Here is a 23,400-nt window from a genome sequence, read left to right as displayed (position 1 = left end):
GTCTTTTATACTTCATTATTTATTTTATCCCTGCGGTGTAAAAACCGATATATAAATGCGGTTACCGCGCATAGAATGACAAACAGCAGGGCTGTATTCTCCTTAGTAAACAACTGGAAAAGCAAATCCTTTTCAATATTCTCCTCGGCCGTAAATTGCAGACTGGCAATCGCTTCTCCCTGACATGTTATCATCAGTGTCTGAATCAATTCCCCCTGAGTTATCGGCGGTGTCAGTGATTCATTCAGATAAGTATAGCTGCAGCTTTCCCGCTCAATGTTCTTCGGCAAAATGGCTGTGATTGTCTCAGGTGCCTTTAAATCAATCTCATTCGCTTTGAATTTCTGTTTGATTGTCAGTGCCGGCAATGCTTCATCTTTACTTAACAGAACCACTTGATGATACTCATCAAAAGCTCTGTCATAGATCAGCTTCGCATCCTGAATATGAATAGGCTGATAACCCAGTTCAACCGGCGCCTTTGCCGTCACTAGAATCAGACTCATATTCTCTTTTTCAGCGGCACTGGCTAAACAAAGCCCTGCTTCATAAGTAAAACCGGTCTTGCCGCCGATTAGATAATCCATAGATGGATCTGCATAGCGGAAGGTAGAACTGATCAGATAGATGCCTTCAGGATGGGCCCATGTTGTTTCAGTGATAATTTCCTTAGTCTCAAATATATTTTTAAAGACTGGATTTCGCAGCGCCGCTTTCAGCAGCAAAGCAATCTCTCTTACCGTTGATACATGCGCGTCCTCATGCAGACCCGTCGTGTTGACAAAATGCGTCTGCGTCAAACCTAATTCAGCTGCCCGCTCATTCATCAGCTCCACGTAGGCCGCTTCACTGCCGGCAATCCGCACAGCCAATGCCACACACGCATCAGCCCCGCTCGGCAGCATCAGGCCATAAAACAAATCACGGACACTGACTGTTTCACCGCTGACAAAACCGGCTACACTGGCATTTGCTTCCGCCAAACCCGCCAGCATTTCATCTGTGATCGTTATTTTTTCATCTAAATCCTTCAGCTGTTCAACCGCTACAAGCAGCGTCATGATTTTTGTCATACTGGCAGGATAAATAAGATCATCTTCACCCTTGCCCTCAATCACTCTTGATGTTTTCGCATCCATCAGAACATAATACTGACTGGCAATCTCATCAGCCGAAATTGATAATGGCTGAGTGAAGATCAGACAGCAGCATATTGATATGAATCCTTTCAAAAATTTCCCCATGATAGCTCCTTACTCTGTATTCATTACTTATTATACTCTAAAGAAACTAAAAACTTGGACTTTTTTTAAGAATTTCAGCCAGTCTTCACAAATTTATGGCATAATTAAGAAAAGAATGAGGTGAATGAAATGGCTAAGCTGCTGATCGTAGATGATGAAGAAAAAATTCGTACCCTGATTAAAAAATATGCTGTTTTTGAAGGCTATGAAGTTGTGGAAGCGGCGAATGGCTTTGAGGCCATCGCGAAATGCGCGAGTATGCGCTTTGATCTGATTCTGATGGATATCATGATGCCTGAGCTTGATGGTTATTCCGCGGTCAAGGAGATCCGCAAAACAGCTCAGACACCGGTGATCATGCTCTCCGCTAAGGGTGAAGAATATGACCGTATTCATGGATTTGAAATTGGCGTTGATGATTATGTAGTCAAACCGTTTTCGGTTCGTGAACTGATGATGCGGATTGCCGCAATCATCAAAAGAACACAGGGCAGCGATCTGAATGAATTTACTTATAAAGGATTAAAAATCAGTTTTTCTGCGCGGACGGTCAGTGTCGATGGTGAGAAGCTGCATCTGTCTCCAAAAGAATATGATTTACTTTTCTATTTAGTAAAAAATAAAGGAATTGCTCTTTCCCGTGAACAATGTCTGTCTACGGTTTGGGGATATGATTTCTATGGTGATGACCGCACATTGGATACCCATATCAAAACACTGAGAAAGAATCTTGGTGCTTATGGCAGCTGCATCGTCACATGCCGAGGGGTAGGTTATCGATTTGAAACTGAAGAATAAAATAAAAAGCTTATTAGATAAGCTGAAACAGTTCGACCTTAAAAACAGCTCGATTAAAGTTAAGCTGCCCTTCTACCTGTTGGTTTTTGTCTTAACGACCTTAATTCTCTTATGGCTGGTAGAGGTTGTGTTTTTTGAAAACATCTATACCTTTGTTAAGCAGGATTCATTAACCCGCGCCGGCAACCGCATTGTTGAAGAGGTTGATAAAAAACACGCGGACAAGCTGATAGAAAAAATCTCCCGTGAGGATGATGTCTGTGTGGCAGTTACCGATGAATTTGGCAATTCAATCTACTCAGGCATCAATAATCGTGACTGCAACGCCAAGATCTCGCTGGATGATTTTATGCTGCGGATTCATGATGCGCAGATTCATAACGGAATCTATGTAAATACATTTTTCAAGGAAGAACCCGTATTTGATATCAATGCTTCTGATCCCGGTTCAATTAAATTCAAGCAGACAATGCGGATTATTAAACAGATCAGTTATACCGGTATTGTGCATACCGAAAATCGTACTTATATCGTTATGCTTGATGCCCGTCTGACACCGCTGGATTCAACTGTCGATCTGATTCGAATCCTTTTAGTTATGGTTACTGTCATCCTGTCCCTCTTTGCATTATGGCTTGGCTGGCTGCTTTCCAAGCAGATTACTAAACCGCTATTAACAATTACGGAACAGGCGCAGCAGCTGGCAAGCGGTGATTATGATGTGCATCAAATCGTAAATGGCTACCGTGAAGTACAGAAGCTGTCAGTAACGCTGAATCAGGCCGCCGAGGATCTCCAGCAGGTTGAAAAGCTGCGCAATGAATTGATTGCCAATATTTCTCATGATCTGCGTACCCCTTTGACAATGATCAGCGGCTATGCGGAAATGATGCGGGATCTGCCAGGTGAAAACACGCCGGAGAATATCCAGGTGATCCTTGATGAAACTAATCATTTAAGCCGCTTGGTCAATGATGTCCTTGATCTTTCTAAACTGCGTTCCGGCGCCAGTGAATGTACGTTAAAAACGTATTGTATCACCGATTCCATCCTTGCTGTCATCGAGCGGCTTCAGGCATTAACCAGTCAAGAGGGTTATCATATACACTTTGATTATCATGATAAAGTTTATACCGAAGCTGATGAACTGCAGATTTCACAGGTACTTTATAACCTCTGTACCAATGCAATCAATTATACTGGTGAAGATAAAACGGTGCGCATCGTACAAAGCATCCATGATCAGACGATAAAGATAGCAATCATTGATACCGGTGAAGGCATCCGCGAAGAAGAAATTGATAAAATTTGGGAACGCTACTATCGAACCAACAGCGATCACACGCGTGCCAAAGTCGGCAGCGGCATCGGCTTGAGTATTGTCAAGCGTATTCTTGAACAGCATCATGCTCAATTTGGTGTCAGCTCTGAATTAAATAAAGGAACGACCTTCTGGTTTGAATTACCGCTTAAAGACATATCGAAATGATATGTCTTTTTCATCATATTTTCCGCAATTGTTCAGCTAATTTTCACAATTACCACTTATAATGATTAAAAATCGAGGTGATGGCATGGTCAAAAATAAATATTTCTATAAATTCATACTAGTAATGGGCCTGCTGCTTACAATGATTTTTACCCTTTCCTTTACCCAGTCAGCACTTGTTCATGCATCAGAAACACCGATTGCAACAGACACTGATACAAGCCATAAAAATCCAAACAATCGTTTTGAATTTGATGCTGGGATGCTTGAGGAAGCCCGCAGGATCATCAACGGCAGCAGTGAATTAGATGATAGTCAGCTTACCCAGCTGCATCAGATCGGCTTTACTGATACCCAGATTGAATTACTGATTGAAATCACAAAGAATCCATGCGCGGCAGATATTGATGATTTAAATAAACCTGATGATATGAGAATTGTACTGCCTTTTCTATTAATCCTTGCAATAATTGGCGTCGGCTATACATATCATAAAGCAAAACCGTCTCACTGATGGTTATTTTTTCTGTATGTATTCTTCGCGGGTGATTGAATATTGACAGAGATCCATGATCTCCCCGGTATATAAACGTGAATGATGACGGATCAGGCCCTCATATTTAAAGCCATTTTTTTCGATGACTTTGCGGCTTCGATCATTTTTTGGATAATGTCCGCAAGTGATGATTTCCAGATGCATATTAACAAACCCAACATACAGCACCGCGCTGACCGCTTCACTCATATAGCCATGCCCCCAATAATCATGATTTAAAACATAGCCTAATTCACGGCTGGCAATCCCGCGACGAAAACGTTCATCAAGATGCAGCCCCACTGATCCAATCAGCTTATGACTTGCTTTTTCTTCGATGCCTAAAATTTCATCAGAGGCTATAAAATTTTTCAATATTTCAAAGCTTTCAGAGATTTTGACATGGGGTTTCCAACCCGCATTGATTCCCACATCAGATTGACTCGCATACTCAAAAAAATCAAACAAATCACGCTGAGCGAATTTACGCAGTATTAATCGTTTTGTTTCCATAGGAATCATCCTTTCCTGATTCATTCGCACAATGATAAAGAAATATGTTATACTAACCGTGTTTAGAGGTGACTTATGAAAAAAGAAAACCAATCCCACCGCCGCACCGCTTTAATCTGCTGGTGCATAACCTTTGCCCTTACAATCTATTTCCGCTGGGCAGGCAATGCCTTTTTCACTTATTTATTTGGCATGCTGACCGTGTTTTTTCTTGTCGCAGCCAGTGTTTTTCAATCCCGAATCCGTAAATTGGATAACGCACAGTCAGAGGCAGCTGACCAAAAGCAAAAGAAATAAATTCAGTTTCATTATACTGAAAGCCTGATTGTATTACAATCCCGCGCGTATTCACATTTTTTATAACAAACTAAAAAGTCTATATAGAACAGAGGTAACATCCGAAAGTCAGACCCAAATCTAATGATGGGGATCGGCACCGTCCTATATAGACTTTTTTAACTATAATTCAGATTGAAGCGATGAAGTAAACCGGTTATGCTGCCTTCAAAACAGCATTTCGCTTCAGCTAATAAAGTAAAATCATAAGGCAGGCAGAGACAGCATCGCTTATTTAACCGCACGGCTCCGCTCTTTTTTAAAATCTCTGCAACAAATTGTGAACAGAAATAGTGTCCCGGCCATTTAAAAGGCAGATGCAGCAAGGCAAGCAATAAACCGATACGCGTATAGCTGAAAACAGATGCCTGCTTTTTAAATGCCAGCAGCTGCTCTCTGACCTGCTGATAAACTTCAGGCTTAACCTCAATCTCATATAATAAGCATGCCTTTTTTGCCTCCTTCATCGCATAATATGTCAGCTTTTCTACTAAAAAACCCTTATATACAAAGCTATAAAATGTATTCATATCCTCTTCCAGTCCAATTGAAGCATGAGTATAATAAAAGTCAGTACAATACTGCATTGCTAAAGAACCAATATCTGAAAAATGAAGCAATAATATAAAGATCTTACGTTTTATCATAAAACCTCCCTGAAAACACAATGTTTTTATTCATATTGAGTTAAACGTTTTTGAAAGTACAAACTGATACAAAGCTCACCTGCTTCTATCTGTGCATCTGCACTTCCCGCCAATCCCTCAGCGAGCTCCTTCACGATTGCTAAACCTAGACCGCTGCCTTGCTGATGAACAGAACTCGTATAATATCTTTGAAAAAGCTGATCAGCCTGCAAAGCGTCCCCTGCATAATCATTTTTAAATTGAATACAGATAAAATCATCATAGACATGCTGAGTTACTTTTAGATAATGAGCACCATGCATTAACACATTGCCGCATAAATTATCTAAAATCCGCTGCAGATACAATTCATCACTTTCAATCATACAATTTTCATTTTCAATATCTAAGGTTAAAGCAAGCTGCTTTGCTTCAAATTGATTATAAAAATGCATCAGCGTCTTACGCAGCACCTCGGCCGGACATACTTTACTCAAAGTAAAGTCTATGCTGCCATTTACCAGCTTAGTATAGAAGAACAGCTCCTCAAGCAAGGTTTTAAGATAAGCCAGCCGCTGTTTAATGATTTCAAAATAGCGGGCCTTATCTGCTTGATCATCACATTCTTCTAACAATTGCACATACCCGCAGACACTTGTTAACGGTGTGCGAATATCATGCGCGATATCAGCAATCATATCCTTTAAGTTTTGATCCATCCGGCATATCTGATTCATTATTTTTATACTTTCTTCCTTTTTAATATTCAATAAACAGATAATCTTTTTCAAATCATGATTCACACTGCCGGTAAAGAAAGGAAAACGGCTATTATTTTCATTCGCATATTGTATTTGACTTCTAAGCTCCTTTAAATCACGCTTTAATGAAGTATAAAGAAATATCAATACCATATTAATAAGCAAACTCACCGCCAGCATTAAGACCATATATTTACCTCTCAAGCTTTTTAAGCTATATCCCGTTTTTTAAGAATCAACAGGGTGATACCGTTATATAAGAATGCGCTGGTTATAATAATCAACAATGATTTGCCATATGTCAGCATATCAAATGTCTCCGGCAGTGTAATCCCTATATGATATAACGTATATTCATAATATGAAATAAACGCGTCAGATAGATACATATGCAGTGCATAAAAGATAGAAAATGAATACCCGATTACATAAAGCACAGTAATCACATGGCTTCGCGTAAGCATATACAGCATTGTAACAAAGCTGCTTACCGAAGCAATCACCAACATTTGCATAACAATATAAGCAAGATAATCAAAGACAGAAAACGCACTTATTGTAAAGATATTCAGCACTCCTAAAACCAGAGCTATAATAACAACAAACAGCCACATACTTAAATATACAACACATGTAAATAAGAAACGTTCCGCAAGCATCTGCCATTTTTTTTGATAGAGCGGATAGATATGTTTAATAAAACCGCTGGTAATTTCTTCATTAATAAATAAAGCCATGAATAACAAGACAGAAAATGGAAGCAGCAGTGCCTTAGGGAAATAATACAGGAAATTATTCATGGCATGATTTGATGTATTAAATAAAATCAGCAACATAGCTGTACATACATAAAACGATTTCTGCCGAACCATCCGATACATATCCATTTTTAAATAATTAATCAACATCTTCATCACCACATTTCTTTAAATAATAATCTTCAAGACTTAATTTATTCATTGTTATATTGTAAACAAGCACATCCCGCATTACCAATTCCTTCACAATAATTTCCGGCTTATCATAATGATCATAGATATGAATTACATTCTTTGCCAAGACATTATAATTGATCACACCACATTGCTGCTCCAAGCATAAAACCGCTTTTGATGAATCATCGACATGTATTTCCAAGCAATCCTTGCATTTTTCAAAAAGTTCATCACTGGTTAAGCATTCTACCAGTCTGCCATTTTTGATAATCGCATAATGCGTCGCAATTTTACTCAACTCTTCCAAAATATGAGAGCTTATTAAAAGCGTTAACCCCTGTTCACGGTTTAATTTAATTAATAAATTTCTTATTTCCAGAATTCCCTGCGGATCAAGACCATTGGTCGGCTCATCAAGAATCAGAAACTCCGGATCATTCAGCAGCGCCATGGCTATTCCCAATCGCTGCTTCATGCCCATAGAGAAATTTTTAGTCAGTTTTGAACCACAATCCTTCAAACCGCATAAAGCTAATAGATTCAGAATTTTAGCTCGATTAAAACAGCCCATAGCCAAGCTTTTCATTTTCATATTATCAAATGCATTTAATGAAGGATAAAGACCTGAATTCTCAATTAAAACTCCCACTCTTCGATAGACATACGGATCATCATTAGGAGCATGTCCAAAAAGCTTAAAACTGCCGCTGCTTGGATGCGCCAAATCACTGATTAACTTCATCAACGTTGATTTACCGGCGCCATTCTGCCCAATTAAGCCATAAACTGCACCCTTTTCAATGGTTATGCTTATATGATCCAAAGCCGTAAAATGATTGTACATTTTGGTAAGCTCATACACCTCAAGAATATTCTCAGCCATCATGTTCATCTCCTTTATATGAATAGTTTATCATTCAAATATTTAATAAAAGCTAAGCAAAGGTTAAGAAAGTATAAAGAAAAAGAATCAGATTTTTAATTTGAATCCGATTCCCCAAATAGTTTGAATATATTCATGCTTACTGAATTTTGACAGCTTGCTGCGCAAATTACTGATATGTACATTAATTGTTTTATCATCACCATAATAATCATCTTCCCATGCATATTCATAAATTTCTTTTTTAGTAAACGCACGCTGTGGATTGCTGACCAGCAAATCTAATATTTTATATTCATGCTTAGTCAGTGTTTGGGTATGCCCTTCAACTTGTACACTGCGATAATCCGGTTTTAACACAAGACTGCCCATACACTTATCCATACCAGTATTTATATGCTTTCTGATCTGAACCTGAATTCGCACCTCTAATTCTTGTAAATCGAAGGGTTTGCACATATAATCGTCTGCACCGTTTTGAAGTAAGTTAACTTTACTTTCCACAGAATCCTTGGCTGATAAAACAATTGTTGGGATCTTTTTATCCTGAATCTTCCGCATCAATTCTTCACCGCTGATGCCAGGCAGCATTAAATCCAGAATGATACAAGAAAAGCTTTCATTATTAAGAATCAGTTCAGCCTCACTGCCTGAATAGGCAGATTTACAAAGGTAGGAACGCTTCCTTAAATAATCACAAATCATTTGATTAATTGCCGCATCATCTTCTACGATCAAAATCTTCATACTCTCACCCGGTCTTTGTTTACTTATTATAGCTAGAAGCGACCAATAAATGCAAGACTAAGATTCACTGCCGCTTCTGACATTCATCATCATAATTAAAAGGTTCATTGATCCTTAAAATCAATGATTTTGATACCCTCGCTGCCGGCAATGACAGCTGTTGACAGCCGTTTTTCAAAATAACCGGTTTCAACGACGCCTGCCAGCTGAATCAGCTCCTGATGAGCTTGACTCATTGTTTTACCGATCGGTATGCGAACATCAAAAATTAAACCGCCGTTATCCGTAATCAGCGGCTGACCTTGATGCTTTCTTAGCGTCACCTGATAACCCATCGTAATCAAAACGGTGCGCATATGCTCATGATTAAACGGCAGAACCTCCACCGGCAGCAGATATTGATCAAGCTTGTCAACTATTTTCCGCTCATCCATGATCCAGATTGTTTTTGCTGCCCATTGGGCAAGCATTTTTTCTCTGGTTAACGCTGCCCCGCCGCCCTTGATAACATTACCATGAGGATCGATTTGATCCACACCATCAAGATTAATATCAAGGGAAATCTTAGATGGATCTTCAATCATCGGCAGCTTCAATTCACGGGCCAGCGCTTCTGTTTTATCAGATGAACAAACGGCTTGTATCCGCAATCCTGCTTTGACCAGCTCACCCAAATATTTTAACGCATAAACCATGGTTGAACCGCTGCCTAACCCAACCTTCATACCATCATGAATATACATACAGCCTTGCTGAGCAGCCTTTTGCTTTAATGCTTCCCACTTATTTTCACACATCAGCTTCACCTCTATCTAACTTTATTCTTATCATATCATATGAATTTTGAAGCAATCATTTATTTGCCCACATTTTAGATAAGTGATTCATTGATATGTTTAGCAGTCAGCATTTATCAAGGGTTACAACCACATAGTAAATGATAATAGGAAGCGTATGAGCCTGCCTATTCAATCATCATTCCTATCGCTTTGATCCCGCTCAATTCCTACATTAAATGCAACCTTCAGATGCCCAAAATAAAAGGAACAGATCACTCTGTTCCCACTATTAGTTTATTCAGTTTCAATTAAGCCATAACCGCCGTCATTGCGTTTATAAACTACGGATACGGTTTCACTTTCTTCATCACGATAAATAAAGAATGAATGACCCAGCATTTCCATACGCATGATAGCTTCTTCAAGATCCATTACAGAAGGAGCAATCGTCTTCGTCTTAACTAATACATCCTCTTCTTCATCTTCTAATGCTTCACCGATAAAGGCCATCGCTAATTTATCCTTATGCTTTCTTTCAAGGCGTGTCTTTTGTCTTCTGATCTGATCCTCTAATTTATCTATTGCCAGATCCACCGCCGCATAATAATCAGGGTGGGCGACCTCAGCTCTTAAAACAGCCATCTTTGTTGGGATTGTAATTTCAATTTTAATATCCTTTTTGTGGATTTTCACCAACACATTAGCTGTGACACTATCATCAATAATAAAATATTTCTCTAAGAATTTCAGCTTTGTCTCAACCTTTTCCTGCATACCAGGAGTAATTGTAACATTCTTACCGTAGATTTGGACTTTCATCTAAAATCCCTCCTTATCTATACTTAATATTATACGTTATCTTTTTCTAACTAACAGTCTGTTCTTTTATTTTCAAATCGTGTATAATGGAAGCGTAAGGGGAAAAACCACTGTTTCCCGATTACCAAATAAAGGCAATTGAAGCCATCATCAATAAGCTGAACCAGTCAAAGAAACTGGTTTTTTTAAAATTTAAATCCATGCCTTTCCCACTCTCAAATATAACCGCAAAGAGTCTATTTTGTAAGCTTTTTATTGAAGGGCTTATTCCGTTTAATTAATTTGATGAATGACTACCTATTTTAATTGTTTTCATGTATAATGAATTAAATCACTGACGAAAACTGTCAATTGCAAGGAGATACTATGATAGATTTACACTTACATATCGATGGGTCATTTAGACCGCAGACTATTTATGAATTAGCTAAAGAAATGAATATTTCGCTGCCGGCTGATAGTGTAGAAGGGCTGCTGCCTTTTATTCAAGTTCCTGAAGACTGCCGCAGTCTGGAAGAATATCTTGAACGCTTCACACTGCCGCTGCAGGTAATCCGCACACCGGCCGCTGTTGAACGGGTTACTTATGAATTATTGATTGATCTGGCAGCCCAGGGATTGGATCAGGCTGAATTGCGTTTCGCCCCTAAATCATGTGCCGGAACTGCCGATCAAAAGGAAATTGTGGAAGCCGCGATCCGTGGTTTAAACCGCGGTATTCAGGAAACTGGTATGAAGGCAGGCTTGATTCTTTGTGCGATGCGCGGCAATTCATTTGAAGACAATATGGAAACCCTGCTGCTAGTGAAGGAATATCTTGGCAAAGGTGTAATTGCCTTTGATATTGCCGGTGCTGAAATTGTGTTTAAAACACATCTATATGCTGATTTATTTGCCAAAGCACGTGCTTTAGGTGTTCCATATACAATTCATGCCGGTGAAGGCGACGGCCCTGAAAGCATTAAAGCTGCTTTGGATTTCGGTGCCAAACGATTGGGTCATGGTATCCGTGTATATGAAGATCCTGAATTAATGAAACGGGTTCGCGATGAGAAAATCGTCCTTGAAGTATGCCCAATCAGCAATCTGCATACAAAAGTGGTGGATGACATGAAGGACTATCCATTAAGAAAATTATTTGATTATGGCATCCTCGTTACAATCAACACTGACAACATGACAATGTCAAACACAAATCTGAAAAAGGAATACGAATTTATCAAAAAGCATTATCATTTCACCGATGAGGAAATCAAACAGATGAATGAAACAGCTTACCGCGCTTCCTTCATCAAATAAGCTATTAAGACAGATATAAAAACTTACGGACGCCTAACCAGCGTCCTTTTTATAATTAGTTGCTTTAATATCTGCAGTCAATAAATAGTATCTTCAATCATAATCATGATCTTTGTAACATATTCCATCGGATCAGAGATGGCAAACTCATTCAAGCCGATCTCATAAGCATAACCTGTAAGCGTCAGCTTATTTTGTTTGGCATAAGCAAGCATTTTCTTATACATACCAGGCAGCTGATCCCATGCTCCTTTTTGGTAACCGCACAAATATTTACCTTTCGGTTTAATTGTCTTCTTAGCTGATGAATTACTGCTTAGAGCCAGTGTATAAAGACCGTCATATTTTTCAAAATTTTCATCAATAACTTTATCAAGGGAAATAAATCCGCCAATTCCCATACGAATTTGTTCAATGCTCCATGTGTCCTTCAGATAACCAAACACTTCTGAAACATCGTCCTCTGAAAAATCATAAGCCGTGATCAATAGAGTCTCAGAAGGGTGTTCTTCAACCTTTATCATTTGTTCCCGCAAGTTTTCACAAAAGATTAAATTCTCTATCTTGGCATTCAAAATCCTTTTAATTGCTTTCATTTTTTGGATCTTTGCATCGATTTCCTTTATTTTTGAATCTGCGATTTTAAGAAAACTATCAGCGTTAGGATTTTTATAATAGGCTTCAATTTCCTCAATACTCATATTCAATTCTTTCAGCATCCGAATATACTCAAAATCAACACTCTGTGATAAATCATAATATCTGTACCCATTCTCCCCTTTTGTATTAGGAGAAAAAAGGCCGATATCATCATAATAATGCAAGGTGCGTTTATTTACTTCATGCAGTTTCGCAAATTGCGCGGTGGTTAATTGAATATTGCTTTTTTTCATAATTTAACTTTCCTCATTGACTTTACAGTTACTGTAAAGATTATTATACAAATTGTAAATAGATATGACAAGGAGAATTAAAATGCAAATCACATTAAGAGATTATCAAAAAGAAGATTTTAAAGAATTACAAGCCATTGTTCGCAAAACATGGCATTATGATGAATTCTGCAGTCCTAAAACCGCCGCAAAATTAGCTGGTGTATTTTTAAGCAGCTGCTTAACAAATCATACTTTTTCCCGTATTGCCTTATTAAACAACAAACCGGTTGGTATCATCTTAGTCAAAAATAGAGCAATTCATAAATGTCCCGTAAAATATAGATTAAAACAAATAAAATCTATTCTATCCTTGTATCTTTCAAAAGAGGGGCGAAAAGTATCTAAAATATTTGGCAGCGTAAACGGTATCGATAAGCAGCTTTTAGCCGATGTGAATAAATCATATCCAGCTGAGCTTTCCCTATTTGCGGTTGATTGCTCATGCCGCGGCAAAGGTATCGGCAAACAACTCTTTAACGCTGCCCTTGAATATTTAAAAGAACAAAAACTTAATGAATTTTACTTGTTTACAGATACAAGCTGTAATTATGGATTTTATGAGCATCAGGGATTGGTTCGCCGCTGTGAGCGAGAGCATCTTTTTAATATTAAGAATCAACAAGCAAAAATGAATTTCTTTATTTATGACTATCAATTATAAAAATGTAAATTCTAAACAGAAAGCAGCTGTCATTTCAGATAGCTGCTGAATTTTTCAATAACATTCGTATAACAAATCTTTTCAATTTCAAGCTCACTAAAGCCGGCATCCGCTAAAGCCAGCGCAAAACGCGGGGCGTCAAGAGCCGTTTCAATTCCCTTGGCTGCTGTACCAATGCCATCTTCAAAGAAGTCCATAAAGTCAAAACCGCAGGCGATAGTTTCAACACCCACCAATGTCTTTAAATAAGCCGCATGTTCTGCAAGTTTAGCCACCGTTTGATTTGCTTCATTTTGATCCACAAAATAACGGGCTGAATTCATCCCGATCAGACCGCCCTTAGCTTTAATGGCCAGACATTGCTCATCATCAAGATTACGCGGATGGTTGCAGAGGGTGCGGCAATTGGAATGCGAAGCAATAACTAAGCCGTCACTCAGATTCATGATATCCCAAAAAGTTTTTTCATTGGCATGTGATACATCTGCGATCATATGCAGCTGATTCATTTTGTGGATAACATTTTTACCCTTTGCACTCAAGCCTTTATCTGCTTGTCCCTTAACTCCGTTTGCCAATGCATTGCCTTCATTCCACGTCAGCGTTGCCAAGCGGATACCATGATCATAGAGCCATTGTATTTTATTAACTTCATCATCAAGAATTCCGCACATGCCTTCTACCGACATTAATGCTTTTATTTTATTTGAACACAGATCCTCTGCATTCAAAACTCTCACAAAATCATTTGATTCATTCAGCTCTGCTTCCAAGGCAAGGATTTCCAGCTGCATATCCTGCCATGTTTCATGACCATCAAAAAAGCTGGCCATGCAGACTCCCTCAAAACCACCCTGTCTCAGCTTATCTAAATGGTATCGCTTTAATACATGGGTTTCATGATTCAAATGCTTCTTTACTACATCATCGCCGATATCGGCATGCAGGTCAAAAAATTTCATGCTTCCTCCTCATAAATCAAATCGAACGCAGTCATTGCGATTCCTGGTTTAACACCGCTATCATATGTCCTATCATCAAGAATCAATAGGCACTCATTCACATTGTCCATTGCCTGTATCACTTTACCAGCCAGCTTCTTTGCCTTTTCAAACAAATCCATGAAGGATTCCGTACTCTCACGGCTTGGCTCAGCCGGATATTTCCATAAACGATGCTGTTCATTCAATACATCGTAACGGCTGTCAAGCTTGGCGGGAACAATATTGCCGCTGTAAAGCCATGGCTGATGTTTCAGCTTTTCATACTGCTTGACAACCCTTGTTTTCCAGCCCTTTGGATCATACAGCCAGCGCTGCAGCTTCTCCCAGTCAGCTAATGCGTCCTTAATATCCTGCTGTGTAATGTCATCATTAAAAACCGCTTTAATAATTGGCCGGTACACATTAGCAATAACCCGGTCACTGATTAATCCCGGCCGGGTAAGTGATGGAAAATGAAATTTTCTGATATCCGTATCAAGTAATTTTTTCAGCATCATCGTATCCATCATTGATTCAAACCGATGATGCATGCTGGCACTGTTTCCCGTATAATTACCGGTTCGATAAAAAATATACGGATGCGTGGTACTGTCAAGGGCCCAATGACACAGATGACCGGCTATGTATGAGCGCATCGCTTCCTTTACATCAGGATCGCTTTCCGCTTTCATCGCATCAATTGCCATTTGATAAAAATCATTGACATGCGAGCTATGCAGTACATTGCCGTAACTGCGAAAGCGCACATCTTCATGCTTCTGGCTGAAAAAATGGTAAAAGAAAAAGAAATCCGGCCCATTGCTGCCGATAATATATTCATTTGGGTATTCTTTGATTGCAGAAAGCGTTGCGGAATCATTTATTTCCTGTTTCACACTTTCCGCAAATAAATAATGCGTTATGATATTAGGCATAGTTTCACCTCGCATCCATTCTACTCCATTTGCGTACCTTTTGTATACAATTTTCATCGTTTAGGCATTTACCTTTATCAAATGTTGAATGATACATAGCTTAATACAGGAGGTGAAGTATGGCAAAAGGTACTTTACAGGTGATCACGACAATGGCGGATCAGGCAATTGCTGTCGGCAATGCTATTGTGCGTGTTTATAAAGACCTAAACAATGAAATAGTTTTTGAAGATTATTTGATTACTGATGATGAGGGTAAAACAGAAGTTCTGCAGCTGGAAGCGCCGGCGCGCTCGCTGTCGCTTAATGAAAACAACCGCACCCGTCCCTATGAAATTTACAGTGTAGAAATTATGCTGGCTGGTTATCAAACCCAGATTATTCAGGGCGTTCAGATTTTTGCCGATGAACTCAGCGTACTGCCGGTTTCAATGGTTCCAACCGACGGCACAGCGCCTGCCAGCGACGAGGTGGATTTAATTCCTGATCATCATTTGCTGACAAATTACGGTGGTGACAATATCAATCAATCACCGGCAAACCGCCGCTGTGTTAATGATTACCGCATGGTTGAGGAAGGTGAAATCAATCCGCCGCATCGTGATGTATTTGTTTTAAAGGGAGTTGTCATTCCCCGTAAGATCAGAGTGCATCTAGGACGACCGACCGCCAGTGCTGAAAATGTGACCGTTGATTTTATCTATTATATTAAAAATGTCTGCTCCTCAGAGGTATATCCAACTTGGCCGCGGGAAGCGCTGCTGGCCAATATCCATGCTCAGGTTTCTTTGGCTTTGAATCGTGTATATACCGAATGGTATCCAAGCAAGGGCTACAATTATGATATTACCAACTCGACAGCCTTTGATCAGGCTTTCGTAAAAAACCGCAATATCTATGAAAGCATGAGTGTACTGGTAGATGAGGTATTTAATCAATATCTGCGCAAACGTAATTTTGCGGAGCCTTTTTATTCAGAATACTGCGACGGCAAGATTGCTCAATGTCCAGGCATGAAGCAATGGGGTACGCTTACCTTAGCCAATCAAGGGTTAAGCGCGATTCAGATTCTTCAGCGTTATTACACAACTGATGTGCGTTTAGTAACCACAGAGCGGGTTGAGGATGTCAAGGGCTCCTATGATGGTGTCCTAAGAGTCGGCAGTACCGGTGACAATGTCACTTTGATTCAGGAACAGTTAAATGCGATCGCGGTTAATTATCCAAATATTAAACCGATTTATCCGGTTGACGGTATTTTCGGTGCCGATACAGAAGCGGCGGTAAAGGTCTTCCAGCGGCAGTTCAATCTGACGGCAGACGGCATTATCGGCAAAACAACCTGGTATAAGATTAATTATATTTATTTAGCAGTGCGCAAGCTCGCTGAACTGACTTCAATCGGCCGAATTGAAAACACTAAGAGCGGTGAATGGCCAGGCACGGTGCTTCGAGAGGGCAGCAAGGGTGTCGATGTTCAGCAGCTTCAATATTATTTGAGTGTAATAGCGACCTTCCAGCCGCAGGTTTCTACAATATCGACGATTGATTCACGCTTTGGACTGCAAACTGAACGCGCTGTTATGTCCTTCCAGCGCGCCTATGGACTGATTGTTGACGGGATCGTTGGACAGGCGACATGGAATGCGATTTATGCCGCGTATTCAAGATTCAACACAACGGTAACTCCAGACGATTTAGCTCCGCAATATCCGGGCATCGCCATTAAAAACGGAGCCAGCGGCACCAGTGTCCAGCAGATTCAGCAGGCGCTCAACATTGTCGGGCAGGAATATACGGGCATTCCGGTATTAGTTGAAGATGGTGTCTTTGGCGCTGAAACAGAAAGAGCGGTACGCCGCTTCCAGGAACTGTTTAATCTCGATGTTGACGGCATTGTCGGTGTCAACACATGGAATAAGCTGTTTGAAGTCAGCAAGGCAATCCAGCAGGGTTCACGGCCTTCACCAACCTTCCCTACCTTCCCGGGCACGCTGCTGCAAAGCGGTTCCCGCGGTACAGATGTCAGACTGATACAGGAGCGTTTAAATTTCATTGCAATGTATTATAAAAATATTCCTACCATTGTTGCCGACGGCATCTATGGACCGCTCACCACAAATTCAGTAAGAGCCTTCCAAATCATGCTGGGACTCAGTGTCGATGGCATTGTCGGCTTGCAGACATGGGATAAAATCATGCAGATGTATAATGAATTAGCCAACTAACAACAAGGCCATACCAACCGGTATGACCTTTTCTCTAATTTGCTTTTCTTAAAATTGACTTGACACCCTGAACCGTAATCCAATAATACAAGCCATAGACAAGCATAAACAAAGCCGCTGTAATCAATGCTGATTTAGTAACATTGCCGATACCTAAAAAGGAAAACGCATTGCAGACCGCATTAATGCCGATATAAGAATGCAGCACCGCCAGTCCCAGCGGTAAAATAAAATACAAGCCGATCTGCAGATACACCGCGTGATTAATTTGTGAACGATCGGCGCCCAGCTTGCTTAAAACCTGATAACGCTGACGGTTGTCACTTGCATCCGATAATTGCTGAAGAGCTAAAATGACGGTACTTGCCATCGCAAATACAATACCCAGATATAAGCCGATAAATGTGAATATCATGCCGAAGCTGGTATCACTCATCATAATAACGGTTCGTGTATAAAGCTGATAACTGCCTAAAATCTCACTGTTTTCCTGACGCAGCGCACTCAGCCGCTGACTTAATTCATCACTCTGTTCATCAGCATTACCGCTGAAATTAATGTTCCATATTGAAGTCATCGCTACTTCATTAGCGGTCAATTCATCATTGACGATGAAGAATATGCCATAATTGCCGCCCTGACTCATCGTATAAGGATATAAAACATCTATTTGATCATTGATTAAATGTAAATCTCTGCCGAAGACAGTTACCGTTTCACCGGCATACTTCCCACCCTGCAGCGAGGTCTGAATTAATTCCATATCACATGTAATCAGCGCCTCATCAGCCGCCAAATGAATTTCACGCTGACCAAGATTGTGCATCAGCTTATTGTAATCACTGACGCTGATTAAAACAATCGAAGCTGTCGCATTGGCAAATACATTCTTAGACTTTTCCGGCAGCATTGGAAAAATCACAGACTCATCAACATCGGAACGGATCAGCTCAACCCAGTCTGATGATTCAATATCTAAGCCGCTGCTCAGCCGATACATATCTTCCTGCTTCAGATCATGCTCATACATAACAATTGAAGTATCATAAGGTGTCCGCAGCGTCAAATCATTACTGAACGCTTCATTCAGGTTTAATCCGGTAGCCAAGGCACCAATGCTTAAAAGCAGCATGAGGCATATAATGCCCATTGATATAAAATTAGTATTGATTTTTGCATTAATCTGTTTCAGTACAAACATATTTAAATTATGAAAATAGAACTTGCGGCTGCGTTTAATAAAAAACAGCAGGAAACCCGAAAGTGAGAAAAAGAACAGCATCGTTCCGATGATTCCCAAGATTAATATCTGACCAAAGAATTCAACAAACGTAACCGTCGAATAAGATGCCAGAAAATAGGCAGCACCTAAAAACAGCAGGCTGACTATAAAAAGCACAATAGAAACCGGCAGTGACATCAAGCGCTGTTTCTCATTCGCCTTTTCTGCGTTCAGCAGCTGAATCAGCTTATAATGATTTAAGATACGGGTATTAAACAGCATGATCACCACAAAAATCAACGCAAAGCAAAGAACTGTCATCAGCATTGCCAAGGACGAATAAACAAAATGAAAATTAACCTCAACCTTAAACAAAGCAGCAACCAGAATCGCTGTCAGCTGTGAGACAGCCAAACCGAGCAGCAAGCCAGAAATTAATGAAATTAAACCGATAAACAAGGTTTCATAGATTAAGATTCGGGAGATTTTCTTTTTCGGCATCCCCATCAGCATATACAAACCAAATTCCTTTTTACGCCGCTTAATTAAAAAATTATTTGCATAAAGGATCAAAAAGCCAAAAACAAATACTACAAAAAATGACAGGATCAGCATAAAGGTCGCAACCAGATTTATATAATACTCTTGATCGGTACTCAGCATCATAATCTTCTGCTGGGCATCAAAAGAGTTAAACACATAAAACAGACAGACTGAAAATGTCAATGTCATAAAATAAATCATAAAATCCCGATAGCTTTTCTTTACATTCCCCACCGCTATCTTCAGATAAACAGGTTTCATAACGATGCCTCCTTGACAATTCTATTTTAAGATTTTGTCATGACTGACGCCATGGATTTAGCTAACAGTTATCTTTCATTTTTGTAAGGAAAAGAAAATGAGCCTGCGCTCATTCATATTTTTTTAATACATCAAGAATCATGTGATAAACCAGTACCATTGAATATGTATCCATACCACAGTATTCATAAAGCTGTTCACGAATCTCATCATTGATCTCATCGGCCTGCAGACTTCGCCAGTTAGCAACCGCCTCCATACCGTGACTGATTGAAAGATCATGATAATCATAGTCAGTAAAGATTTCCACAAGCTTCTTTAAGCTGTATGCACCCGCCATTCGCACATCATAGATATTGCCGGTTGAAAATGGCAGTGACAAATCAACCATGCGTTCCCAGATAGCTTTTAAGCGTTCACTGTATTGAGGAAACTGGACAGCTAACTGCTTCAAGCGCAGCATTTCGGCACCTACGGCATTATAAACCATAACCGAACCTTCAGCGGGTATCTTTGCCAAGAGATCTTCAATAAAGGCAACACGGCAATCACCAGTGCCGATAAATTGTTCATGCAGCAAAGGTGCTCCCGGTGTATTTTCAACATGCATTGAATATTGGAAAACCAGCACATCATACGGCTTCATTCCCTGATAGGGCGGATAGACATACGTTTCCCATTCAAAATCGAGATAGGTAATCGGATACTGAATCCGCCGTTTTACCCAATCGCGCATCGCAAACACATCAAAATAAAGACCGGATTCACTGCGGGCAGCCATAATCTGCGCATATTGATGACGAGTGCCCTCTATATCATCACCGTCAAGCATTCCCAGCTCGGTTTTGCCGGCATCGACTAAATCATATTTCATCCCTGACTGAACTAAATTATAGACAGAATCGGGTTTTTCTTCCTGATTAAAACAACGGTCGAAATAATCACACTTACCGCGATGGGTACAGACTGAACTGCGCTGCTTACCCTCAGGATACTCTGCCAGCGCGCTGCGCATACCGATAAGCAGATTATCTACATCAAGCTTTTGTTCAGATATAATTTCAAATATCGTTTTATGCGTCTGTTTCTTGTCATGATACAAATAATCATCAAGCATCAGCACCTTAAAGACATCCAGCGTTTCTTCACGCACATAATCTGCCGCCAAATGAATCATTTTCACATCATTTACCTGAATGCCGTTTTGTTTTAATACCCAGCATGCAATTGCCAGATAGGCAGCTTCACTTTCCTTAGGAAAACATTGATTATTTGTGAAAATCACCTGATAGCCATCCTGCTGTTTACGCAGGAAAGGAATCGTAACCCGTAAATCCTGATAAGTAAAACGCGCGGCTACAAATGTATCATAATGATCCAGCTGAGCCAGAACCAATTCACCCGCATCGCCGCTTTTCCCTTCATAATACTCTGTACAGTTTAAAAATTGCTTGGCTAATTCCAGGGTACTTTCATTACATGTAGCAAAAGGAAAATACGGTTTGGGCGCCAGCTGATTCAAATAAAAATAGCGGTCACACCGATTGTATTTTTTTATATCTGAAATATGAAACATACCCATCACCTCTAACTTGTTTATTATAGCAAAGTTATATATAAAAGTGAAGTTTATCTGAAAATCAGAAAATATAACCAGCTGCTTCAAGGCTTCAATTAGTATTGTCCTATTCAAACTTTAAATCAGCAAAAAAAGCGCCATTCTGTAAGCGCTCTCAACATATTAATTATAGCATAGAAAAAATTAAAAAAAGACTATTCATTCATTTAGTAATTGTTATAATAAAGGTGACAAAAGAGGAAGGGTGAGACCAATGGACAACTCAATCCACGGTCTGATTAATCAATTATAAATTCACGCTGATAATTGATCGACAGATCGTATGAACTTAAGATTTTATTGAAAGATACAGAAAGTATGATATCTTTAGGATAAAATCAAAAAAATTAACAAGTCGTGAAAATAAATTGTATTGGTGAAGTATAAAAGATGAAAAAGCTTTTGAAACATGATTACGATTTATGATAATTGAATTATCCGAATTTTATTTTTAAAGGTAAGCAAACGTGAATAAGAAGTAAAAGACGGAACCAGATTTGCAAATGGTATAGTTGCAAAAGATTAACTGAGAATAAAAATACTTTAAGGAATTGCTCTTAAGCAGATAGACTACAAAAGAATAGTCAGTAAATAGTAAAAAAAGTAAGTTGTTCAAGGTTAGTAATATTAGTAATCCTTTCGATTAAGTCAACCCAAAAGTAAAAGAAAGAATACTAGTAAAGGAGATGTAAGGAGATATTGATGGAACCAACTCATTCATAAGTCGCCAGTTATTGGAAATTGATACGATAACTGGCGACTTTAATTTATGTTTATGAGCTGCTCACTTGGTTCTCTTATTAATGATCTCATAATTAACATGCCTGAATCAATTAAAAAGTTTACTAAAAAGCTGTGATCAGTAAAGAAAATTTTCAATAGATCACAGCTTTATTTATTTTCAATTATAACTGATAGTGTTCGCACATCGTGACAAGCTGATCATTAATCTCTTTCTTTAATTCAACTGGTTCCAGCACCTGACAGGCGGCACCTAATGAGAGCAGAAAACGGACAGCCTCCATCTTCCCTTCAATAATGGTTTTTAAATGCAGTACCTTTTCATCAAGCCATTCCTTCTGTGAATTAATGCCAACTTCACTTTCATATATCAGCAATGCCAGATCACCGCTGATCACACAGTCAATTTCATGCAGATCATCCTTCATCAATCCTGTCTGACCGATATGCTCCTTAATATCAAAATCAAGATCCCTGGTAAATCGTTCCTCTAACATCGTACATGACTGCATACGGGCTTCTGAGAATTTATAGACTCTGAATTCATGAATATCAGCATTATAACCTAATACATAATACGAACCCTTAATATTCAATAACTCATACGGCTGAAGCCGTATTTTTTTATAATTATCACTGCGCATTGATTTATATACAACCGCCATTGTGTGCAGCGTATCACGGCATGTTTCACTCAGCGTAATCATTTCCCGCATCTGAGAAGATAAGGCTGCGGTATTGCTTTTAAAGAGAATTGATGATGTATTGACAGTGGAATGTGCCGCGCCTCTGATTTTATCCACCGCATGCAGATAATCATCAAGCGGCAGAAAATCGCTGTGCGAGCTTAAATAGCTGACACTCTCACTGATCGCGTCCTTTTCTTCATCACTAAGCGGCAGCAAGGGCAGCACTGATTCCTGCATCAGCTGATAACCGCCATATCTACCTGGTATACTTTCTATCGTATAGCCGGCAATTTCAAGCTCATGCTTAAACTCCGAAATATTGCGGACATTGGTTTCCAGCAATTCTGCCAGTTCAGCTTTAGAGAGCAGTCCCCGTGAGTTAAGATACGTCAGCATACGGATACATAAAGCGGTACGATTCATAGAAATGCTTCCTTTCTTCAGCAAAAAAGATCTAATGGCGCATATCGATGCGGCAGCGGTCCAAATGCTTCCGGTGTCTCATATGTTTTAGGAATGATACCGCGATATGCAAGTGCGCCGACAACACAGCCGATGCCCTGTTCCAGTGCAAAGCCCAGCGCCTCTGCACATTGATTTGCGCCATGATCGATCAGCAGCGTAACCATTGCCTCATTTCTTGTAAATACAGCATGAATCAACAGCGGATAGCCGTTAAAGATCCAGCTTGGATCGGCTCCCTCATAAATGGCCAGTTCAGCTGCGTTTAGGTCTTCCTCCCAAACTGCGTTTAATAATTTTTTTGCTAATTTATTTTCTGTCATAGTGTTCACCTTTCCTTTGTGAACTTACTATATCA

Annotated in this window: 23 protein-coding genes; 7 read left to right on the top strand and 16 right to left on the bottom strand. The window is 39.6% G+C overall.

Going from position 1 to position 23,400, the window contains the following annotated elements; all coding sequences use genetic code 11:
- Positions 1-5: 5 nt before the first annotated feature.
- Complete coding sequence (locus tag DAHG_RS20395) at positions 6-1,244, bottom strand: D-alanyl-D-alanine carboxypeptidase family protein (RefSeq protein WP_022936739.1); 1,239 nt, start codon at positions 1,242-1,244, stop codon at positions 6-8.
- Between the two features lie 129 nt (positions 1,245-1,373).
- Here DAHG_RS20395 and DAHG_RS02495 point away from each other — a divergent pair, with 129 nt between their 5' ends.
- From DAHG_RS02495 to DAHG_RS02485, 3 genes are all read left to right on the top strand, one after another.
- Entirely contained in the window at positions 1,374-2,042 is a 669-nt protein-coding gene (locus tag DAHG_RS02495) for a response regulator transcription factor (RefSeq protein ID WP_022936738.1), read from the top strand.
- Complete coding sequence (locus DAHG_RS02490; protein WP_022936737.1) at positions 2,026-3,531, top strand: sensor histidine kinase; 1,506 nt, start codon at positions 2,026-2,028, stop codon at positions 3,529-3,531. Before DAHG_RS02495 ends, DAHG_RS02490 begins: the two co-directional genes overlap by 17 nt.
- Positions 3,532-3,616: 85 nt before the next feature.
- On the top strand, positions 3,617-4,045 hold the full coding sequence (locus DAHG_RS02485) for a hypothetical protein (protein ID WP_022936736.1): 429 nt from the start codon (positions 3,617-3,619) through the stop codon (positions 4,043-4,045).
- Between the two features lie 3 nt (positions 4,046-4,048).
- Here the strand turns inward: DAHG_RS02485 and DAHG_RS02480 are convergent, their stop codons facing one another.
- On the bottom strand, positions 4,049-4,579 hold the full coding sequence (locus DAHG_RS02480; protein ID WP_022936735.1) for a GNAT family N-acetyltransferase: 531 nt from the start codon (positions 4,577-4,579) through the stop codon (positions 4,049-4,051).
- Between the two features lie 75 nt (positions 4,580-4,654).
- Here DAHG_RS02480 and DAHG_RS02475 point away from each other — a divergent pair, with 75 nt between their 5' ends.
- Positions 4,655-4,876 (top strand): hypothetical protein, encoded by a 222-nt coding sequence (locus DAHG_RS02475; protein ID WP_022936734.1) that lies wholly within the window; start codon positions 4,655-4,657, stop codon positions 4,874-4,876.
- A 158-nt stretch (positions 4,877-5,034) separates the two neighbouring features.
- On the opposite strand, the gene DAHG_RS18545 is transcribed toward DAHG_RS02475, so the two are convergent.
- From DAHG_RS18545 to hpf, 7 genes are all read right to left on the bottom strand, one after another.
- The gene (locus DAHG_RS18545) at positions 5,035-5,562 is read right to left on the bottom strand and encodes a hypothetical protein (RefSeq protein WP_022936733.1); all 528 of its coding nucleotides are present in this window, start codon (positions 5,560-5,562) and stop codon (positions 5,035-5,037) included.
- A gap of 26 nt (positions 5,563-5,588) precedes the next feature.
- A complete protein-coding gene (locus tag DAHG_RS02465; RefSeq protein WP_022936732.1) occupies positions 5,589-6,491 on the bottom strand; it encodes a sensor histidine kinase in 903 nt (300 codons plus the stop codon).
- A gap of 20 nt (positions 6,492-6,511) precedes the next feature.
- Positions 6,512-7,210 (bottom strand): ABC transporter permease, encoded by a 699-nt coding sequence (locus DAHG_RS02460; RefSeq protein WP_022936731.1) that lies wholly within the window; start codon positions 7,208-7,210, stop codon positions 6,512-6,514.
- Entirely contained in the window at positions 7,200-8,123 is a 924-nt protein-coding gene (locus DAHG_RS02455) for an ABC transporter ATP-binding protein (RefSeq protein ID WP_034456326.1), read from the bottom strand. The genes DAHG_RS02460 and DAHG_RS02455 overlap by 11 nt, the downstream gene beginning before the upstream one ends.
- Before the next feature lie 84 nt (positions 8,124-8,207).
- A complete protein-coding gene (locus tag DAHG_RS02450; protein WP_022936729.1) occupies positions 8,208-8,867 on the bottom strand; it encodes a response regulator transcription factor in 660 nt (219 codons plus the stop codon).
- Between the two features lie 104 nt (positions 8,868-8,971).
- Positions 8,972-9,664 (bottom strand): ribose-5-phosphate isomerase RpiA, encoded by a 693-nt coding sequence (rpiA, locus tag DAHG_RS02445; protein WP_022936728.1) that lies wholly within the window; start codon positions 9,662-9,664, stop codon positions 8,972-8,974.
- 276 nt (positions 9,665-9,940) lie between these two features.
- Positions 9,941-10,465: a ribosome hibernation-promoting factor, HPF/YfiA family gene (gene hpf / locus DAHG_RS02440; protein ID WP_022936727.1), complete on the bottom strand. Its 525-nt coding sequence runs from the start codon at positions 10,463-10,465 to the stop codon at positions 9,941-9,943.
- A gap of 366 nt (positions 10,466-10,831) precedes the next feature.
- On the opposite strand from hpf, the gene add reads away from it, so the two are divergent.
- The gene (gene add / locus DAHG_RS02430) at positions 10,832-11,764 is read left to right on the top strand and encodes an adenosine deaminase (protein WP_022936726.1); all 933 of its coding nucleotides are present in this window, start codon (positions 10,832-10,834) and stop codon (positions 11,762-11,764) included.
- Positions 11,765-11,841: 77 nt separating this feature from the next.
- On the opposite strand, the gene DAHG_RS02425 is transcribed toward add, so the two are convergent.
- The gene (locus DAHG_RS02425; protein ID WP_022936725.1) at positions 11,842-12,657 is read right to left on the bottom strand and encodes a MerR family transcriptional regulator; all 816 of its coding nucleotides are present in this window, start codon (positions 12,655-12,657) and stop codon (positions 11,842-11,844) included.
- Between the two features lie 82 nt (positions 12,658-12,739).
- Here DAHG_RS02425 and DAHG_RS02420 point away from each other — a divergent pair, with 82 nt between their 5' ends.
- Positions 12,740-13,360, top strand: coding sequence for a GNAT family N-acetyltransferase (locus tag DAHG_RS02420; RefSeq protein ID WP_022936724.1), 621 nt, complete (start codon positions 12,740-12,742; stop codon positions 13,358-13,360).
- 29 nt (positions 13,361-13,389) lie between these two features.
- Here the strand turns inward: DAHG_RS02420 and DAHG_RS02415 are convergent, their stop codons facing one another.
- Both DAHG_RS02415 and DAHG_RS02410 read right to left on the bottom strand, forming a co-directional pair.
- The gene (locus DAHG_RS02415) at positions 13,390-14,322 is read right to left on the bottom strand and encodes a dipeptidase (protein ID WP_022936723.1); all 933 of its coding nucleotides are present in this window, start codon (positions 14,320-14,322) and stop codon (positions 13,390-13,392) included.
- Positions 14,319-15,278, bottom strand: coding sequence for a zinc dependent phospholipase C family protein (locus DAHG_RS02410; RefSeq protein ID WP_026880768.1), 960 nt, complete (start codon positions 15,276-15,278; stop codon positions 14,319-14,321). The genes DAHG_RS02415 and DAHG_RS02410 overlap by 4 nt, the downstream gene beginning before the upstream one ends.
- Positions 15,279-15,397: 119 nt before the next feature.
- Here DAHG_RS02410 and DAHG_RS18540 point away from each other — a divergent pair, with 119 nt between their 5' ends.
- Positions 15,398-17,506, top strand: coding sequence for a peptidoglycan-binding domain-containing protein (locus DAHG_RS18540; RefSeq protein ID WP_022936721.1), 2,109 nt, complete (start codon positions 15,398-15,400; stop codon positions 17,504-17,506).
- A gap of 34 nt (positions 17,507-17,540) precedes the next feature.
- On the opposite strand, the gene DAHG_RS02400 is transcribed toward DAHG_RS18540, so the two are convergent.
- From DAHG_RS02400 to DAHG_RS02385, 4 genes are all read right to left on the bottom strand, one after another.
- Positions 17,541-19,532 carry an FtsX-like permease family protein gene (locus tag DAHG_RS02400; RefSeq protein ID WP_022936720.1) on the bottom strand — a complete coding sequence of 664 codons (1,992 nt, stop codon included), beginning with the start codon at positions 19,530-19,532 and terminating at the stop codon, positions 17,541-17,543.
- Positions 19,533-19,641: 109 nt separating this feature from the next.
- Positions 19,642-21,108: a DUF2779 domain-containing protein gene (locus DAHG_RS02395; RefSeq protein ID WP_022936719.1), complete on the bottom strand. Its 1,467-nt coding sequence runs from the start codon at positions 21,106-21,108 to the stop codon at positions 19,642-19,644.
- A gap of 947 nt (positions 21,109-22,055) precedes the next feature.
- Positions 22,056-23,003, bottom strand: a complete 948-nt coding sequence (locus DAHG_RS18535) for a helix-turn-helix transcriptional regulator (protein WP_022936718.1) — start codon at positions 23,001-23,003, stop codon at positions 22,056-22,058.
- 17 nt (positions 23,004-23,020) lie between these two features.
- Positions 23,021-23,365 carry a hypothetical protein gene (locus DAHG_RS02385; RefSeq protein WP_022936717.1) on the bottom strand — a complete coding sequence of 115 codons (345 nt, stop codon included), beginning with the start codon at positions 23,363-23,365 and terminating at the stop codon, positions 23,021-23,023.
- Positions 23,366-23,400: the final 35 nt, after the last annotated feature.

Origin of the sequence: Dielma fastidiosa, from assembly GCF_000313565.1 — a bacterium.
GTDB lineage: Bacteria > Bacillota_I > Bacilli_A > Erysipelotrichales > Erysipelotrichaceae > Dielma > Dielma fastidiosa.
The sequence above is the reverse complement of the archived record's forward strand: the minus strand, read 5'-3'. Positions and strand labels throughout refer to the sequence as shown.

Coding starts and splice junctions, on each gene's coding strand:
- DAHG_RS18535 (WP_022936718.1), bottom strand. CDS start 23,003: ATGAATCGTACCGCTTTATGTATCCGTATGCTGACGTATCTTAACTCA.
- rpiA (WP_022936728.1), bottom strand. CDS start 9,664: ATGTGTGAAAATAAGTGGGAAGCATTAAAGCAAAAGGCTGCTCAGCAA.
- hpf (WP_022936727.1), bottom strand. CDS start 10,465: ATGAAAGTCCAAATCTACGGTAAGAATGTTACAATTACTCCTGGTATG.
- DAHG_RS02410 (WP_026880768.1), bottom strand. CDS start 15,278: ATGCCTAATATCATAACGCATTATTTATTTGCGGAAAGTGTGAAACAG.
- DAHG_RS02425 (WP_022936725.1), bottom strand. CDS start 12,657: ATGAAAAAAAGCAATATTCAATTAACCACCGCGCAATTTGCGAAACTG.
- DAHG_RS02395 (WP_022936719.1), bottom strand. CDS start 21,108: ATGTTTCATATTTCAGATATAAAAAAATACAATCGGTGTGACCGCTAT.
- DAHG_RS02460 (WP_022936731.1), bottom strand. CDS start 7,210: ATGTTGATTAATTATTTAAAAATGGATATGTATCGGATGGTTCGGCAG.
- add (WP_022936726.1), top strand. CDS start 10,832: ATGATAGATTTACACTTACATATCGATGGGTCATTTAGACCGCAGACT.
- DAHG_RS02450 (WP_022936729.1), bottom strand. CDS start 8,867: ATGAAGATTTTGATCGTAGAAGATGATGCGGCAATTAATCAAATGATT.
- DAHG_RS02495 (WP_022936738.1), top strand. CDS start 1,374: ATGGCTAAGCTGCTGATCGTAGATGATGAAGAAAAAATTCGTACCCTG.
- DAHG_RS20395 (WP_022936739.1), bottom strand. CDS start 1,244: ATGGGGAAATTTTTGAAAGGATTCATATCAATATGCTGCTGTCTGATC.
- DAHG_RS02420 (WP_022936724.1), top strand. CDS start 12,740: ATGCAAATCACATTAAGAGATTATCAAAAAGAAGATTTTAAAGAATTA.
- DAHG_RS18545 (WP_022936733.1), bottom strand. CDS start 5,562: ATGATAAAACGTAAGATCTTTATATTATTGCTTCATTTTTCAGATATT.
- DAHG_RS02480 (WP_022936735.1), bottom strand. CDS start 4,579: ATGGAAACAAAACGATTAATACTGCGTAAATTCGCTCAGCGTGATTTG.
- DAHG_RS02455 (WP_034456326.1), bottom strand. CDS start 8,123: ATGATGGCTGAGAATATTCTTGAGGTGTATGAGCTTACCAAAATGTAC.
- DAHG_RS02485 (WP_022936736.1), top strand. CDS start 3,617: ATGGTCAAAAATAAATATTTCTATAAATTCATACTAGTAATGGGCCTG.
- DAHG_RS02415 (WP_022936723.1), bottom strand. CDS start 14,322: ATGAAATTTTTTGACCTGCATGCCGATATCGGCGATGATGTAGTAAAG.
- DAHG_RS18540 (WP_022936721.1), top strand. CDS start 15,398: ATGGCAAAAGGTACTTTACAGGTGATCACGACAATGGCGGATCAGGCA.
- DAHG_RS02475 (WP_022936734.1), top strand. CDS start 4,655: ATGAAAAAAGAAAACCAATCCCACCGCCGCACCGCTTTAATCTGCTGG.
- DAHG_RS02465 (WP_022936732.1), bottom strand. CDS start 6,491: ATGGTCTTAATGCTGGCGGTGAGTTTGCTTATTAATATGGTATTGATA.
- DAHG_RS02385 (WP_022936717.1), bottom strand. CDS start 23,365: ATGACAGAAAATAAATTAGCAAAAAAATTATTAAACGCAGTTTGGGAG.
- DAHG_RS02400 (WP_022936720.1), bottom strand. CDS start 19,532: ATGAAACCTGTTTATCTGAAGATAGCGGTGGGGAATGTAAAGAAAAGC.